This window comes from Actinocatenispora sera, assembly GCF_018324685.1.
Classification (GTDB): domain Bacteria; phylum Actinomycetota; class Actinomycetes; order Mycobacteriales; family Micromonosporaceae; genus Actinocatenispora; species Actinocatenispora sera.
Window position 1 is genome coordinate 457,372 of sequence record NZ_AP023354.1, and the last position, 12,700, is coordinate 470,071.

The 12,700-nt window shown below is 73.0% G+C and carries 11 protein-coding genes; 3 read left to right on the top strand and 8 right to left on the bottom strand.

Going from position 1 to position 12,700, the window contains the following annotated elements; genetic code table 11:
• Nucleotides 1-119 precede the first annotated feature (119 nt).
• Complete coding sequence (locus Asera_RS02100; protein WP_030448842.1) at nt 120-326, bottom strand: hypothetical protein; 207 nt, start codon at nt 324-326, stop codon at nt 120-122.
• A 416-nt stretch (nt 327-742) separates the two neighbouring features.
• Here Asera_RS02100 and Asera_RS02105 point away from each other — a divergent pair, with 416 nt between their 5' ends.
• Complete coding sequence (locus tag Asera_RS02105; RefSeq protein WP_030448843.1) at nt 743-1,636, top strand: GNAT family N-acetyltransferase; 894 nt, start codon at nt 743-745, stop codon at nt 1,634-1,636.
• Between the two features lie 160 nt (nt 1,637-1,796).
• On the opposite strand, the gene Asera_RS02110 is transcribed toward Asera_RS02105, so the two are convergent.
• The 5 genes from Asera_RS02110 to Asera_RS02130 form a co-directional block, all read right to left on the bottom strand.
• Entirely contained in the window at nt 1,797-2,489 is a 693-nt protein-coding gene (locus Asera_RS02110) for a PIG-L deacetylase family protein (RefSeq protein WP_030448844.1), read from the bottom strand.
• Between the two features lie 54 nt (nt 2,490-2,543).
• The gene (locus Asera_RS02115; RefSeq protein WP_244843701.1) at nt 2,544-3,521 is read right to left on the bottom strand and encodes a GNAT family N-acetyltransferase; all 978 of its coding nucleotides are present in this window, start codon (nt 3,519-3,521) and stop codon (nt 2,544-2,546) included.
• Nucleotides 3,522-3,617: 96 nt separating this feature from the next.
• A complete protein-coding gene (locus tag Asera_RS02120) occupies nt 3,618-4,526 on the bottom strand; it encodes a MurR/RpiR family transcriptional regulator (protein ID WP_051802832.1) in 909 nt (302 codons plus the stop codon).
• Between the two features lie 90 nt (nt 4,527-4,616).
• On the bottom strand, nt 4,617-5,822 hold the full coding sequence (locus Asera_RS02125) for an exo-beta-N-acetylmuramidase NamZ family protein (RefSeq protein ID WP_030448847.1): 1,206 nt from the start codon (nt 5,820-5,822) through the stop codon (nt 4,617-4,619).
• 11 nt (nt 5,823-5,833) lie between these two features.
• Nucleotides 5,834-7,441, bottom strand: coding sequence for a glycoside hydrolase family 3 protein (locus Asera_RS02130; protein ID WP_169745905.1), 1,608 nt, complete (start codon nt 7,439-7,441; stop codon nt 5,834-5,836).
• Nucleotides 7,442-7,652: 211 nt separating this feature from the next.
• Between Asera_RS02130 and murQ the strand changes: the two genes are divergently transcribed.
• Nucleotides 7,653-8,588 carry an N-acetylmuramic acid 6-phosphate etherase gene (gene murQ / locus Asera_RS02135; protein WP_030448849.1) on the top strand — a complete coding sequence of 312 codons (936 nt, stop codon included), beginning with the start codon at nt 7,653-7,655 and terminating at the stop codon, nt 8,586-8,588.
• Nucleotides 8,589-8,724: 136 nt separating this feature from the next.
• Nucleotides 8,725-10,200: a hypothetical protein gene (locus Asera_RS02140; RefSeq protein ID WP_157035106.1), complete on the top strand. Its 1,476-nt coding sequence runs from the start codon at nt 8,725-8,727 to the stop codon at nt 10,198-10,200.
• Between the two features lie 11 nt (nt 10,201-10,211).
• On the opposite strand, the gene Asera_RS02145 is transcribed toward Asera_RS02140, so the two are convergent.
• Both Asera_RS02145 and groL read right to left on the bottom strand, forming a co-directional pair.
• The gene (locus Asera_RS02145; protein WP_030448851.1) at nt 10,212-10,727 is read right to left on the bottom strand and encodes a hypothetical protein; all 516 of its coding nucleotides are present in this window, start codon (nt 10,725-10,727) and stop codon (nt 10,212-10,214) included.
• A gap of 295 nt (nt 10,728-11,022) precedes the next feature.
• Entirely contained in the window at nt 11,023-12,642 is a 1,620-nt protein-coding gene (gene groL / locus Asera_RS02150; protein ID WP_030448852.1) for a chaperonin GroEL, read from the bottom strand.
• Nucleotides 12,643-12,700 lie beyond the last annotated feature (58 nt).

A 12,700-nucleotide genomic window follows, 5' to 3' on the forward strand; every position in this document is an offset into this window, starting at 1 on the left:
CGGTACCCGGTGCGGCTGGCCCGGCGGGGCCGGCAGCGGCCTGGTCGCCGGCCGATCGGCGCCCGCGGCAGCAGACGTCGCCGGTGCCGGCCGATCAGCGCCCGGTGCGGCGGGGAGCGTCACCGTTCGCGCTGCGCCCGGGACAGCCGTTGCGCCCGCTCCGCGGCGGACGCGGCCGGCGGCAGCCACACCTGCTTGAGCGCCACGTCGGCGTCGAGGGACTCGTCCCGGGCCCGCCAGACCCGGCCGAACCCGCCGCCACCCAGCTCCTCGATCAGGCGGTACCGGTTCGCGATCGACCGACCGGGCAACGGTGCGTCTGCCACGATCCTCCCGTCGGTCCGGTCTCGGGGCTGTTGGTGCACAGCGTACGTATTCACCGAAAGGTACGGCGATCCCGCCGGCGCGGAGACCGATGCCTCGACCACGCGGCGTACCGGCGCCGGTGATGTCACGGGCTTCGGCACGGCGCCGGGCCGATCGCAACATCGCGCCGGTGATGTCGCGGACTTCGAGACCGCGCCGGGCCGATCGCGACATGCGCTGGGGATTCCGACCGGAGCCGGGCCGGTGGCGTCGCGGATCCCGGAACGGTGCCGGTCCGAAGCGCGACGGCGCGTCGCGGACTTCGGGACGGCGCCGGGCCGGCGATCGCCGGCAGCGGTTGCCCTCAGTAGGATCGGCGCGCGGCCGACCGCTCGGACCGGCCGCGCAACCGCACCGCGGAGTGGATGGAGCAGCCATGGCAGATCCGGTACCGGCGGTCACCGCCGTCGAGCCCGACCCGGCCGGGTTCGCCCCGCTCGCGGCCCGGGCCCTGACCCACGACGGCGCCGAGGCGGCCGAGATCCTGACCCGGTTGGCGACCCCGCCGGCCGGCCGGCACGGCGTGTGGCTGCGCGCCGGCGACGCCGGCGTGGTGCTGGTGTCGCGCAACGACAAGGATTCCGCCGTCGCGCACGTGGACCTGTTGGCGGTCGATCCCGGGTCGCGCCGGCGCGGCATCGGTACGGCGCTGCTGCGCGCCGCCGAGCAGGCCGCGGCCGGGTTCGGCGCGCGCGAGCTGCGGTTCATGGGCAATCCGCCGTGCTATGCCTGGCCGGGCATCGACGTGCGCTACACGCCGGCGATCTGCCTGGTCGAGGCGGCCGGGTACGAGCGGTTCCGCACCGCGCAGAACATGATCGCCGACCTGACCACCGCCGATTTGTCCACAGTGGATGATGAGGCACGCCTTGCCGCGCAAGGTGTCTCGATCCGGAAGGCGACACAGGACGAGCTGCCGGCGCTGCGCGCCTGGGCCGAGCGGGTGTTCAACGCGACCTGGGCCTGGGAGATCGAGCAGTCGGTGCTGGCGCCCGGCGCCGGCTGCCACGTCGCCTGGCGGGACGGCGCGGTGCTCGCCTTCGCCGGCCACGGCGCGAACCGGCCGAGCTGGTTCGGCCCGATGGGCACCGATCCGGACGCCCGCAACCTCGGCCTCGGCAAGGTACTGCTGCGTCGCTGCCTCGCCGCCCAGCGCGACGCCGGGCTGGAGTCGGCGCAGATCGGCTGGGTGGGACCGATCCCGTTCTACGCGCGCACTGTCGCCGCCCGCATCGACCGCGTCTTCTGGCTCTACCGCAAGGAGATCTGACCGCGACTCCCGTCACCGTCGCTCAGCCCGGCATGCGCGGTTCACTCGTCGTATGCAGAACCTCGCCAACAGCACAGGTGACGATCCAGTGGCGACACGACGCGTCGGGCCGCGCCCGGGGGAGGCGCGGCCCGACGTGCGGGGGGTTGCGGTGCGATCGTCAGGGCAGGTCGAGTACCTGGTGGCCACCGGAGCCGGTGGCCAGGGCGACCGCGCGCTGGTGGCCGCACAGGCAGCCGCGGGCGGTCATCATCGCGGTGTAGTAGTCGATGTAGCGGAACCCGTACGTCTCGCCGCGGGCGAACGCCTGGCCGCCGATCGCCTCGCGCCAGCGGGTGAACGCCTCCTCGGGGATCGGCACGTACACCGACGGGGTGAAGCCTTCGGCGTCCTCCCAGTTCTCCGCGTACAGGAAGCGGGAGACGCCGTGCCGGGGCAGCGGATGCTCCATCGGCAGCCCGGCGAGGAACCGGCCGCGCTCGGCGAGGGTCGACGCGTGCGTGTGGTCGGTGTGGATGCTCTTGGGCCAGTGCGCGATCAGCACGTCCGGCTTGATCTGACGGATCAGGTCGGCGACCCGGCCGGCGAGTTCCTCGGTCGGCGCGAGGAAGCCGTCGCTCTGGTCGTCGAAGACGTGGAACTCGGCGCCGATGTGTTGCGCGAACGCGGAACCCTCGGCGATCTTCTGCTTCTTGTACTCGTCCGGCCCGATCCGCGGGTGCCCGCGCTCGCCCGGGGTGAGCGCCACGATGGCGGTGCTGTCCCCGTTCAGCGCGTAGGTGGCGAGCAGCGGACCGGCGGTCAGGTCCATGTCACCGATGTGGCCACCGATCGCCAGCACGGTCCGAGACATCGTTCTCCTCACAGGTCGTACGGTTCGGCGGCCCGGAGGCGGGCCGCGAGGTGGTCAGGACAGCTCGGCGCGCATGACCTGGAAGCGGCGGGTGACCTGGAATCCGGTCTTGAGGTAGAGCTGGCCGGCGGCGGACTTCTCACCGGTCCACAGGAACCAGGCGCTGTGCGCGCCGAGCGCGCGCATCCGTTCCAGGGTCAGGTGCAGCAGGATCTTGCCGAGGCCGGTGCCTCGCCGCGCCTCCAGCACGCCGAACGGGCCGAACCGCTCGGTCACCCCCTCGTACGCCTCGTGCTGGGCCCAGCCGACCAGCGCACCGCCCGGCTCGTGCGCGCACACGATCCGGTCGGTCGGGGTACCGGCGGACACGCACTCCCGGATCGCCCGGGCCCAGTCGGGGTTGAAGTGCACGCCGGCGAGTTCCACCAGGCCCACCAGGTCGTCGTCGGACGGGGTACCGAACCGGTACCCCTCCGCGGTCAGCGCGGCGACGCGCGCGCGGATCTCGTCCGGCAGCGTGTAGTCGACCAGGCTGCGGTCCATCGCAACCGCCTCGTAGCGCGTGTTGAACCCCTTGCGCTGCAACAGTTTCAGCGCCTCCGGGTACGCCGCCGCATCCAGCCCGGGCGCGATGTAGTTCGGCGTGTAACCGGCGAATTCCACTGTGGACACTCCGTGCCCGCGCAGGAAGTCCAGGGCCGAGTCGAGCAGCGCGGCACCGACCCCGCCGCCGCGCGCCTCCGGGGTGACGAAGAAGAACGGCAGCCAGCCCATGCCTGGTTCGAGGTCGGCGCCGACCATGGCGGTGGTCCGGCGCACCGCGTAGGCGGCGCCGACGATCGCGTCGCCGTCGACCGCGACGCGCAGCCCGGCCGGGTCGAAGTTGACGTCCAGCAGCACCAGGTTGCGGAACCGCTGCGGCGTCACCGGGTCGTACGGCAGGCTGCGCCGCCACGCCTCGACCAGCCGCTCGCCGTCGCCGACTCGAAACTCCCGCACCGTGGCCATCGCGCCGTCCACTCCCCGGTTCACCGAACTCCTGTTGGAAAACTACCTACCAACAAGGCCCATGGTCAATAACCTTCCGACGGTGTTCCCGGCCGCATCCGCCCGACGGCGAACCGGCGGTCAGGACTTCCTGGTACGAACGTCGTCGACGGCGCGGAACGTCAGCCGCAGCGCTTCCAGCGTGTCGTCGTAGGTGCGCTGGGCCACCGCGACGAAGATGCAGTCGACGATCGCCAGCTGGGCGATCCGGCTCGCCATCGCGCCGGAGCGAAACGTGGTCTCCCGGGCCGCCGTGGTCAGCACCAGGTCCGCCTCGGCCGCCGCCGGCGCGGCGCCGTTGTTGGTGATCGCCACCGCGACCGCCTCGTGCCGCCGCGCCTCGCGCAGCACGTTCACCGTCTCCACCGTGGTACCGGTGTGGGTCAACCCGATCTCCACGTCACCCGGTCGCAGCAGCGCCGCGGCGACCAGCGCGTCGTGCGGGTCGGCGAAGAAGAACGCGTTGCGCCCGATCCGGTAGAGCTTGCGCTGCAGGTCGTTCGCCGCGAACCCGCTCGCCCCGATGCCGAACAGGTTGATCCGGTCGGCGGTCGCGACCGCGTCGACCACCTTCGCCAGCGCGTCCAGATCCAGCTGCGTCACGGTGTCCTCGACCCCGCGGGCGTCCGCGTAGCCGATCTTCTCGACCACCTCGCGCAGGGAGTCGGCCCGGCCGATGTCGGCACCGAGCTCTTTGTGCCCGTCGCCGCGGGCCGCATCCCGGCCCAGCTCGGTGGCGAGCGTCAACCGCAGCTCGGGGTACCCGCGGAAGCCGACGGTGCGGCAGAACCGGATCACCGTCGTCTCGGAGGTGTGGCAGGACTCGGCCAGCTCGGTGATGGTGCGACCCACCACCACGGACGGCTGACCCAACACCGCCTCGCCGACCCGCCGTTCGGCCGGCGCCATCCCGGGCAACAGCGTCCGGATATGCGCCAGCACCCCGGCCGGGCGCGCGGCCCGCCCCGCCGGCTCCCCACTACCTGTCACCGCCACCTCCTCGATTCGAGCAGCCGTTCAGCGTAGGCCCCGAAACCGTCCGTGAACTACTACTTCTGGTCCGGAAGCACCGCCGACCGGTCAGGAGTAGAGCAGGTGGTCGCCGGCCCAGTCGGCCGGTGCGGACACCGCCGGTACCAGGGTCAGCGGGTCCACGCCGGCGTCGACCGCGTGCCGCAGCTCGTCGCTGCCCCACAACAGGTCGACGAAGTGCCGGTGTCCCAACGACTCCGCACCGCTCTCGGCGACCCGCCAGCCGAACGCGTCGGGGTACTCCCGGCGCAGCACGCCGATCATCCCGACCGCGGTCCGTACCGGCTGGAACCGGTCCGGATCGGTCACGTGTACCTGCACCCCGTGCACCGTCTCACCGGCGTACTTGTGGAACGTGGGCGCGAACCACACGTCCCGGAACGCCACCCCGGGCAGGTCCAGCGCACGCACCGCGGGCAGGAACCGGTCGTCCACGTACGGCGCCCCGATCAGCTCGAACGGCCGGGTGGTACCCCGGCCCTCGGACAGGTTGGTGCCCTCGAAAAGCCCGGTGCCGGGGTAGGCCAGCGCGGAGTCCGGCGTCGGCATGTTCACCGACGGCATCACCCACGGCTGCCCGGTCTGCGCCGCGTACAGCTCGCGCCGCCAGCCGTCCATGGCGATCACGTCCAGCTCGACCGGCCGGCCGGCGGCGGCCGGCACCGCGTCCGCGTTGAGGAACCGGGCCAGCTCGCCGACGGTCAGCCCGTGCCGGATCGGAATCGGTACCCGGCCGACGAAGCTCGCGAACGCCGGCACCAGCCACGGCCCCTCGGTGACCGCGCCGCCGACCGGGTTCGGCCGGTCCAGCACCACGAACCGCTTGCCGGTCCGCGCCGCCGAGACCATCACGTCGAACATCGTCCACACGTAGGTGTAGAACCGGGTGCCGATGTCCTGCAGGTCGTACAGCAAAGTGTCCACTGTGGACTCGTCGAGCAGCGCGTCCAGGTCCGCACCGGACTTGAGGTAGGTGTCGTACACCGGCAGTCCGCTGCCGGGGTCGATCGCCTCGTGCTCGCTGAACCCTGCCTGCACCGTGCCGCGCACCCCGTGCTCCGGCCCGAACAGCGCCACCAGCGGTACCCCGGCCCGCACCGCACCGTCCACTGTGGAGTCAAGGTTCGGCAGGATGCCGGTGTAGTTGGTCACCAGGCCGGGCCGGCCCGGCCCGGCCAGGCTCGGGTCGGCGCACAGCCGCTGCGCCCCGGTCCGTACCGCCGTCATCGTCCACTCCCCGTTCGTGTCGCTCATCGCCGTACGCCTCAACAGCCCCGGGCGAACGCGATCGCACCGTCCGGCCCGGGTACGTCCACCGGCAGCCGGCCGCCGCCGGCCGCGGCGCCGGTCAGTACCGCGAGCAGCGCCGCCCGGGACACCGCACAGTCGCCGTAGGTCAGGAACCGCGCGGTGGCGCCCGTCGCCAACCCCGCGTCGTACGGCCCGGCCAGCGCGAGCTGCACGTACCGGCGCCCGGCCGCGGCGAGCCCGGCGAGCAGCGCCCGCTGCCCCGGCCAGCGGGTCGCGTTGCGGCTCACCACGATCGTCTGGTCGGCCGCCGCGGCCGCGGCCAGGTCGGCGTCCACCGCGGCCGGGTCGCTGCCGCTGTCCACCACGGTCACCTCGGCACCGGCCGCCCGCAACGCCGGCAGCAGGTCGTTCTCCAGACCGCCGAGCGCGCCGACCAGCGCGACCCGGCCGGCCGGCAGCCGCCAGCCGCGATCGCCGAGCACGGTCAGGCCGGCCACGGCCAGTTCCGCGGCGATCGCCGCGTTCGCCGCGGCATCGGCCGCCGGGGCCAGGGTGGGATCGGCGGTGAGCAGGCCGACCCGGTGCTTGAGGGCGAGGACCCGGCCGACCGCCGCATCCAGCCGGGCGGCCGAGATCCGGCCGGACGACACCGCCTCGGTCACCGCCGCGACCGCGACCGGCAGGTCGGCCGGCATCAGCAGCTGGTCGGCGCCGGCGAGCACCGCCCGTACCGCGATCTCACCGTCGCCGAGCCGGTCCCGGGCGCCGGCCATGTCGAGCGCGTCGGTGACCACGGTGCCGGTGAAGCCGAGCCGGTCGCGCAGCACGCCGGTGAGGATCGCGGCAGACGCGGTCGCCGGGTCACCGGAACCGTCCGCCGCCGGTACGGCCACGTGTGCGGACATCACCGCGGCCACGTCGGCGCCGATGGCCGCCACGAACGGGGGCAGGTCGATCGCGGCCCAGGCGTCGGCGTCCCGGTCGACCGACGGCAGCATCAGGTGGCTGTCGCCGGAGGTGTCACCGTGCCCGGGGAAGTGCTTCGCCGTCGCCGCGATCCCCGCACCCTGCAGCCCGCGTACCGCCGCCGCCACGTGCGCGGCGACCAGGTCCGGGTCGGAGGAGTACGAGCGGACGCCGATGGCCGGGTTCGCCGGGTTGGAGTTGACGTCCGCGTCCGGCGCGTAGTCCTGGTGGAAGCCGACGGCGCGCAGTTCGGCCCCGATGATCGCCGCGGCCCGCGCGGTGGACTCGGGATCGCCGGTGGCGGCGAGCGCCATCGCGGACGGCACGCTGGTCACGCCGCGCCGCAGCCGGGCGACCGTACCGCCCTCCTGGTCGACGGCGACGACGGGCGGCAGGCCGGCGCCTCCGGTGGCCGCGGCCAGCTCAGCGAGCAGCGCGGCCACCTCGCCCGCGTCGTCCCCTTCCGGCTTGGTCGGGAAGTAGCAGACGCCACCGACGTGGTAGCGCCGGAGCTGGTCGACGACGGCGCCGAGGCCGTCGGAGTTGACCGCGCCGGTGCGCTGGTCCGGCGGCAGGCGCAGCGCGTTCGGCGAGTGCCGGCCCAGCGGCACCACGAACAGCTGACCGATCTTCTCGGCGATGGACAATGTGCTCAACCGGTCCGTCACTGCCGACGGCGGGCGGTGCGCATCCACGTGAGCGGCTCCCGCGTATCCTGACAAGAATATTCAATGATTACGGTCTCGTTGCTAAGTTACCGACGTCGAGCCTTCGCCGTCAACGAGTAACATCGCAAGCGAGGGGCCCGGGCGGACGCCGTGCCGTGCGGACCTCCGAGGCTGCACCACGCAAACCTAGGAGCCGCAGGTGTCTCAGGCCGCATCCCGCGCCATCCGGTCGGACCTCGCGCAGCTGCGCACCGAGCAGACCGACCCGCGATACGCCGAGATCGACCGGCTGCCCACCGCCCAGCTCGCCGCGCTGATGAACGAGGCCGACGCGAGCGTGCCGACCGCGGTCGCCGCGGCCATCCCGGCGGTGGTACCGGCGATCGACGCGATCGTCGAGCGGCTCGCCGCCGGCGGCCGCCTGCTCTACGTCGGCGCCGGTACCCCGGGGCGGATCGGGCTGCTCGACGCGGCCGAGTGCCCGCCCACCTTCGGTACCGACCCGGAGACCGTGCAGGGAATCATCGCCGGCGGCAACACCGCGATCACCCGCGCGGTCGAGGGCGTCGAGGACGACGCCGAGGCCGGCGTCGCCGACCTGGCCGAACGCAACGTCGGCGCCGGTGACGCGGTGCTCGGGCTGACCGCGAGCGGGCGCACCCCGTACGTGCTGGCCGCGCTCGCCGAGGCGCGCCGCCGCGGCGCCGTCACCGTCGGGCTGTCCTGCAACGCCGACGCCGAGCTCAGCGACGTGGTCGAGTTCCCGGTCGAGGTCGCGGTCGGCCCGGAGTTCATCGCCGGTTCCACCCGGCTCAAGGCCGGTACGGCACAGAAGCTCGTGCTGAACATGATCTCGACGATCAGCATGGTGCGGCTCGGCAAGACGCACGGGAACCTGATGGTCGACCTGGTCGCGACGAACGAGAAGCTGCAGGCGCGGGCGATCCGGATGGTCCAGGAGATCACCGGCGGCACCGCGGAGGCCGCCGAGACCGCGCTGAACGCCGCCGGCCGGCACGTGAAGACCGCCGTCGTGATGATCGAGCGAGGCACCGACGCGGCCACCGCCCGAGCCCTGATCGAGGCCGGTCAGGGCCGGCTCGGCGCCGCACTCACCGTGCCGCTCCCCCGTTGAGCTCCTGACCCCCACCGGGAGTACCAGCGGTGTGGCACCTTCGGGTGACCGACCGTGACCGTTCGATCGTGACGGACGCGCCACGCATCGTGGGAGGATGCGCCCACACGCCCGAAAGGGGCGTTCGGGAGCACCCATGCGACAAGGCAGACCGCCGGAGATGCCAGCGGACCCCACCCCGTTCGACGGCCCGCGGGTGGACGTCGAGGCGCGGCTCGGTTGGCTGCTGCGGGTGAGCCGGCTGACCGCCGACGACCCGGACAACCGGTCCCTGGCCGGCTTCGCCGCGCGGCTGCGGGCCACCGGTTCGCCCGCCGGTACCCCGCAGATCAGCCGCTGGGAGACCGGGCGGCTGCCCGCACCGGCCGCGATCTTCGCCCGGTACGAGACCATCCTCGGCCTGCCGGCCGGCAGCTTCGGATCGATCGCGGTGGGCCTGCGCTCGGCGCTCGGTGCGCCCCGGCCGGTCGTACCGCCGGCGCCGCCGGACATCGTGGCCCTGCGCCGCCGGTACGACCTGGTCCACGAGCGGCTCGAGGACGCCGAGGTGGCCGGCGGCACCTGGCTCGCCTTCGCCGACATCCTGCGTACCGACGGCCTCGTCGTGCTGCTGCACAGCCGCGTCCTGGACGCACTGCTCGCCCGGCTGATCGACGAGATGATGCGCTCGGTCGGGATCGCCTACACCACGCGCTTCACCGCACTCGCGACGCTCCTCACCCGGCCCGGGCTCACCGCCGACGTGGTCGGCGCCATCGACACGGGGGCCCGCGAGCCGGGCGCGCAGGGAGTCGTCGACGCGATCAGCCTGCTGGGCGAGCTCGGCGACGCCGCCGCGGCCGGCCGGCTGCTCGCGCTGCTCGCCGGCGACGACGCCACGCTGCGGCTCGGCGCCGCGCACGCCCTGCTCAACATGGCCAACGTCGGCACCCTTCCGGCCCGCCACACCGCGGCGATGGGCCGGATCCTGCACCGGCTGGACGAGCACGATCCGGCCGTCACGGTGCTCGCCGGGCGGGCGCCGATGCCCGCGCCGCGCTGCCCGCCGCCCGCCCCGGTGCGGCGACGGCCACCGCCGGCCGCCGACCGGTTCGCCCTCGTCGCCCACGCCCGTACCGGCCTGGAGTTCGACCCGATGCTCTGCCGGCTCGTCGCCGAAGCGGTCGCCAGCCGGTACACCGAGCGCCGCCACCACGCCGCGCTGCTGCTGCTCGCCTCGCCGTACCGGGCGGCCGTCGCCGAGGTCGCGACCGGCGTGGTCGGCACCGATCCGGACGCCGCGACCCGGCGCGGCGCCGCCGGACTGCTGCGCTACGTCGTCGGTCCGCCCCAGGTACCGGCGCTGCGCCGCTGGCTGCGGTCCGAGCGGACGGACCTGCGGGCCGCCGCACTCGGCGCCCTGCCGCACGCCGGCGTGCCGGCCGAGGCGATCGGCCCCGACCTCGCGGCCGGGGCCGGCCGGCCCCCTCGCCCGACCGGCCCCGTGATCTACGCCGCCGGCATGACCGGCCACCCGCTGCTCCGGCGCTGGGCAGACGATCCCGCGACCGAACCCTCGGTACGCCGCACGGCCCGCTGGTGGCTGCGCCACGGCCCCGCCGTCCTGCACTGACCGCCGGACGGTCAGGACGCCCGGTCGAGTTCGTAGAGCCGCCGGCCACCCGCGGACACCACCGCGTGGTCGGCCGAGGTGAACTCGACCCGGTAGCTGCTCTCGTTGGGTTGCTGGGTCACCGTGAGCAGGTACGAGTCGCCGTGCTCCGACAACGAGCAGTACATCGGTCCGCCGATGTCCAGCGGCACCCCGTTGGCGTAGTAGAACCCGGTGCACCGGCCGTTCGCGTCCATCGCCTTGGTACCGCTGCCATCCGACGCGGCCCACGTGCCCACCAGCGAGTACCCGGACGAGCCGGCCGCCGCGTCGTACACCTTCCAGCCGCCCGTACCGACCCCGGCCACCGCGAGGATCATCGCCACGGTGAGGGCGGCCCTGCGACGCTTGACCGTCTTGACGGTCACCTTGTTGTGGTCGCCGGTCACGAGCGGCCCGTTGATCGTGCTCCGGGTCGCCCGGACCGAACTGTCCCGGCCCGGCCGCTGCCCGCGCTCACGTTCGGCGGACCGCGCTCGGGTCGACATCTCAGGACCGGTCCTGTCGTCGGTGTACATCGGCTTTCCTCTCCCCGCAGGCGTGCACAGGTGACGGGTGTCCCGTCGGCGCACCACGCGTCGCATGACCGCGAGCGTGTCCTCAGGGAAGCAGGAGAACCGGTGCGCAGGCCCCGTTCGTGCCGGGCGGCGGCGACCGGGAAAGAACCGGTACGCGGTCCTGATCGGTCCGTATTCGGGCGCCGGGGCGGGCACGACGAAGGGGCGGACCCCACCGGGATCCGCCCCTCGTCTGGTGCTGTTTTCGGTTACCTGCTGGCGTGGCTCAGAAGTCCATGCCGCCGGCGTCCGGCGCGGCCGGGGCCGCGTTCTTCTCCGGCTTGTCCGCCACCACGGCCTCGGTGGTGAGGAACAGGGCCGCGATCGAGGCGGCGTTCTGCAGCGCGGAACGCGTCACCTTGGTCGGGTCCAGGATGCCGGCGTCGAGCATGTTGACGTACTCGCCGTTGCCCGCGTTCAGGCCGTGGCCCGCCTCCAGGTTGCGGACCTTCTCCGCCACGACGCCGCCCTCGAGGCCGGCGTTCACGGCGATCTGCTTGAGCGGGGCGTCCAGCGCGGACCGCACGATCGCGGCGCCGGTCGACTCGTCGGCGTTCAGGTCGAGCTTGTCGAAGGCCTTGGTGCCGGCCTGGACCAGCGCGACGCCACCACCGGGGAGGATGCCCTCCTCGACGGCCGCCTTCGCGTTGCGCACGGCGTCCTCGACGCGGTGCTTGCGCTCCTTCAGCTCGACCTCGGTGGCCGCGCCGACCTTGATCACCGCAACGCCGCCGGCCAGCTTGGCCAGCCGCTCCTGCAGCTTCTCGCGGTCGTAGTCGGAGTCGGACGCCTCGATCTCGTTGCGGATCTGGTTGACCCGGCCCTGGATCCGGTCCGCCTCGCCGGCACCGTCGACGATGGTGGTCTCGTCCTTGGTGATGACGACCTTGCGGGCCTTGCCCAGCAGCTCCAGGCCGACGTTCTCCAGCTTGAGGCCGATGTCCTCGCTGACGACCTGGCCGCCGGTCAGGATGGCCATGTCGTCCAGCATCGCCTTGCGGCGGTCGCCGAAGCCCGGCGCCTTGACGGCGGCGGACTTGAAGGTGCCACGCACCTTGTTGACGATCAGGGTCGCCAGCGCCTCACCCTCGAGGTCCTCGGCGATGATCACCAGCGGCTTGCCCGACTGCATGACCTTCTCCAGCACCGGCAGCAGGTCCTTGACCGCCGAGATCTTGGAGTTGACGATCAGCAGGTACGGGTCGTCGAAGCTGGCCTCCATCCGCTCGGTGTCGGTGGCGAAGTAGGCCGAGATGTAACCCTTGTCGAAGCGCATGCCCTCGGTGAGCTCGAGCTCGAGCCCGAAGGTGTTGCTCTCCTCGACGGTGATGACGCCTTCCTTGCCGACCTTGTCCATCGCCTCGGCGATGATCTCGCCGACGGACGAGTCCCCGGCGGAGATCGACGCGGTCGCGGCGATCTGCTCCTTGGTCTCGATGTCCTTGGACAGCTGGGCCAGCTGCTCGGTCACGCTGGCCACGGCGGCCTCGATGCCCCGCTTGAGGGCGATCGGGTTCGCGCCCGCGGCCACATTGCGCAGGCCCTCCCGGACCAGCGCCTGGGCCAGCACGGTGGCCGTCGTCGTGCCGTCACCGGCAACGTCGTCGGTCTTCTTCGCGACCTCCTTGACGAGCTCGGCCCCGATCTTCTCCCAGGGGTCCTCGAGCTCGATCTCCTTGGCGATCGAGACACCGTCGTTGGTGATGGTGGGGGCGCCCCACTTCTTCTCCAGAACGACGTTGCGGCCCTTCGGGCCGAGCGTCACCTTCACGGCGTCGGCGAGGCTGTTCATGCCACGCTCGAGGCCGCGGCGCGCCTCCTCGTCGAACGCGATCATCTTTGCCATTTGGGCGTTGTCCTCCGGTGTGTCAGACACCTATGTGCCGGCCCTGGTGGGGCTGGCA

What these genes read in the sequence shown, in the direction of transcription:
- Asera_RS02105 (WP_030448843.1), top strand. Translation starts at nt 743, where the DNA reads ATGGCAGATCCGGTACCGGCGGTCACCGCCGTCGAGCCCGACCCGGCC.
- Asera_RS02110 (WP_030448844.1), bottom strand. Translation starts at nt 2,489, where the DNA reads ATGTCTCGGACCGTGCTGGCGATCGGTGGCCACATCGGTGACATGGAC.
- Asera_RS02125 (WP_030448847.1), bottom strand. Translation starts at nt 5,822, where the DNA reads ATGAGCGACACGAACGGGGAGTGGACGATGACGGCGGTACGGACCGGG.
- Asera_RS02140 (WP_157035106.1), top strand. Translation starts at nt 8,725, where the DNA reads ATGCGACAAGGCAGACCGCCGGAGATGCCAGCGGACCCCACCCCGTTC.
- Asera_RS02145 (WP_030448851.1), bottom strand. Translation starts at nt 10,727, where the DNA reads ATGTCGACCCGAGCGCGGTCCGCCGAACGTGAGCGCGGGCAGCGGCCG.
- groL (WP_030448852.1), bottom strand. Translation starts at nt 12,642, where the DNA reads ATGGCAAAGATGATCGCGTTCGACGAGGAGGCGCGCCGCGGCCTCGAG.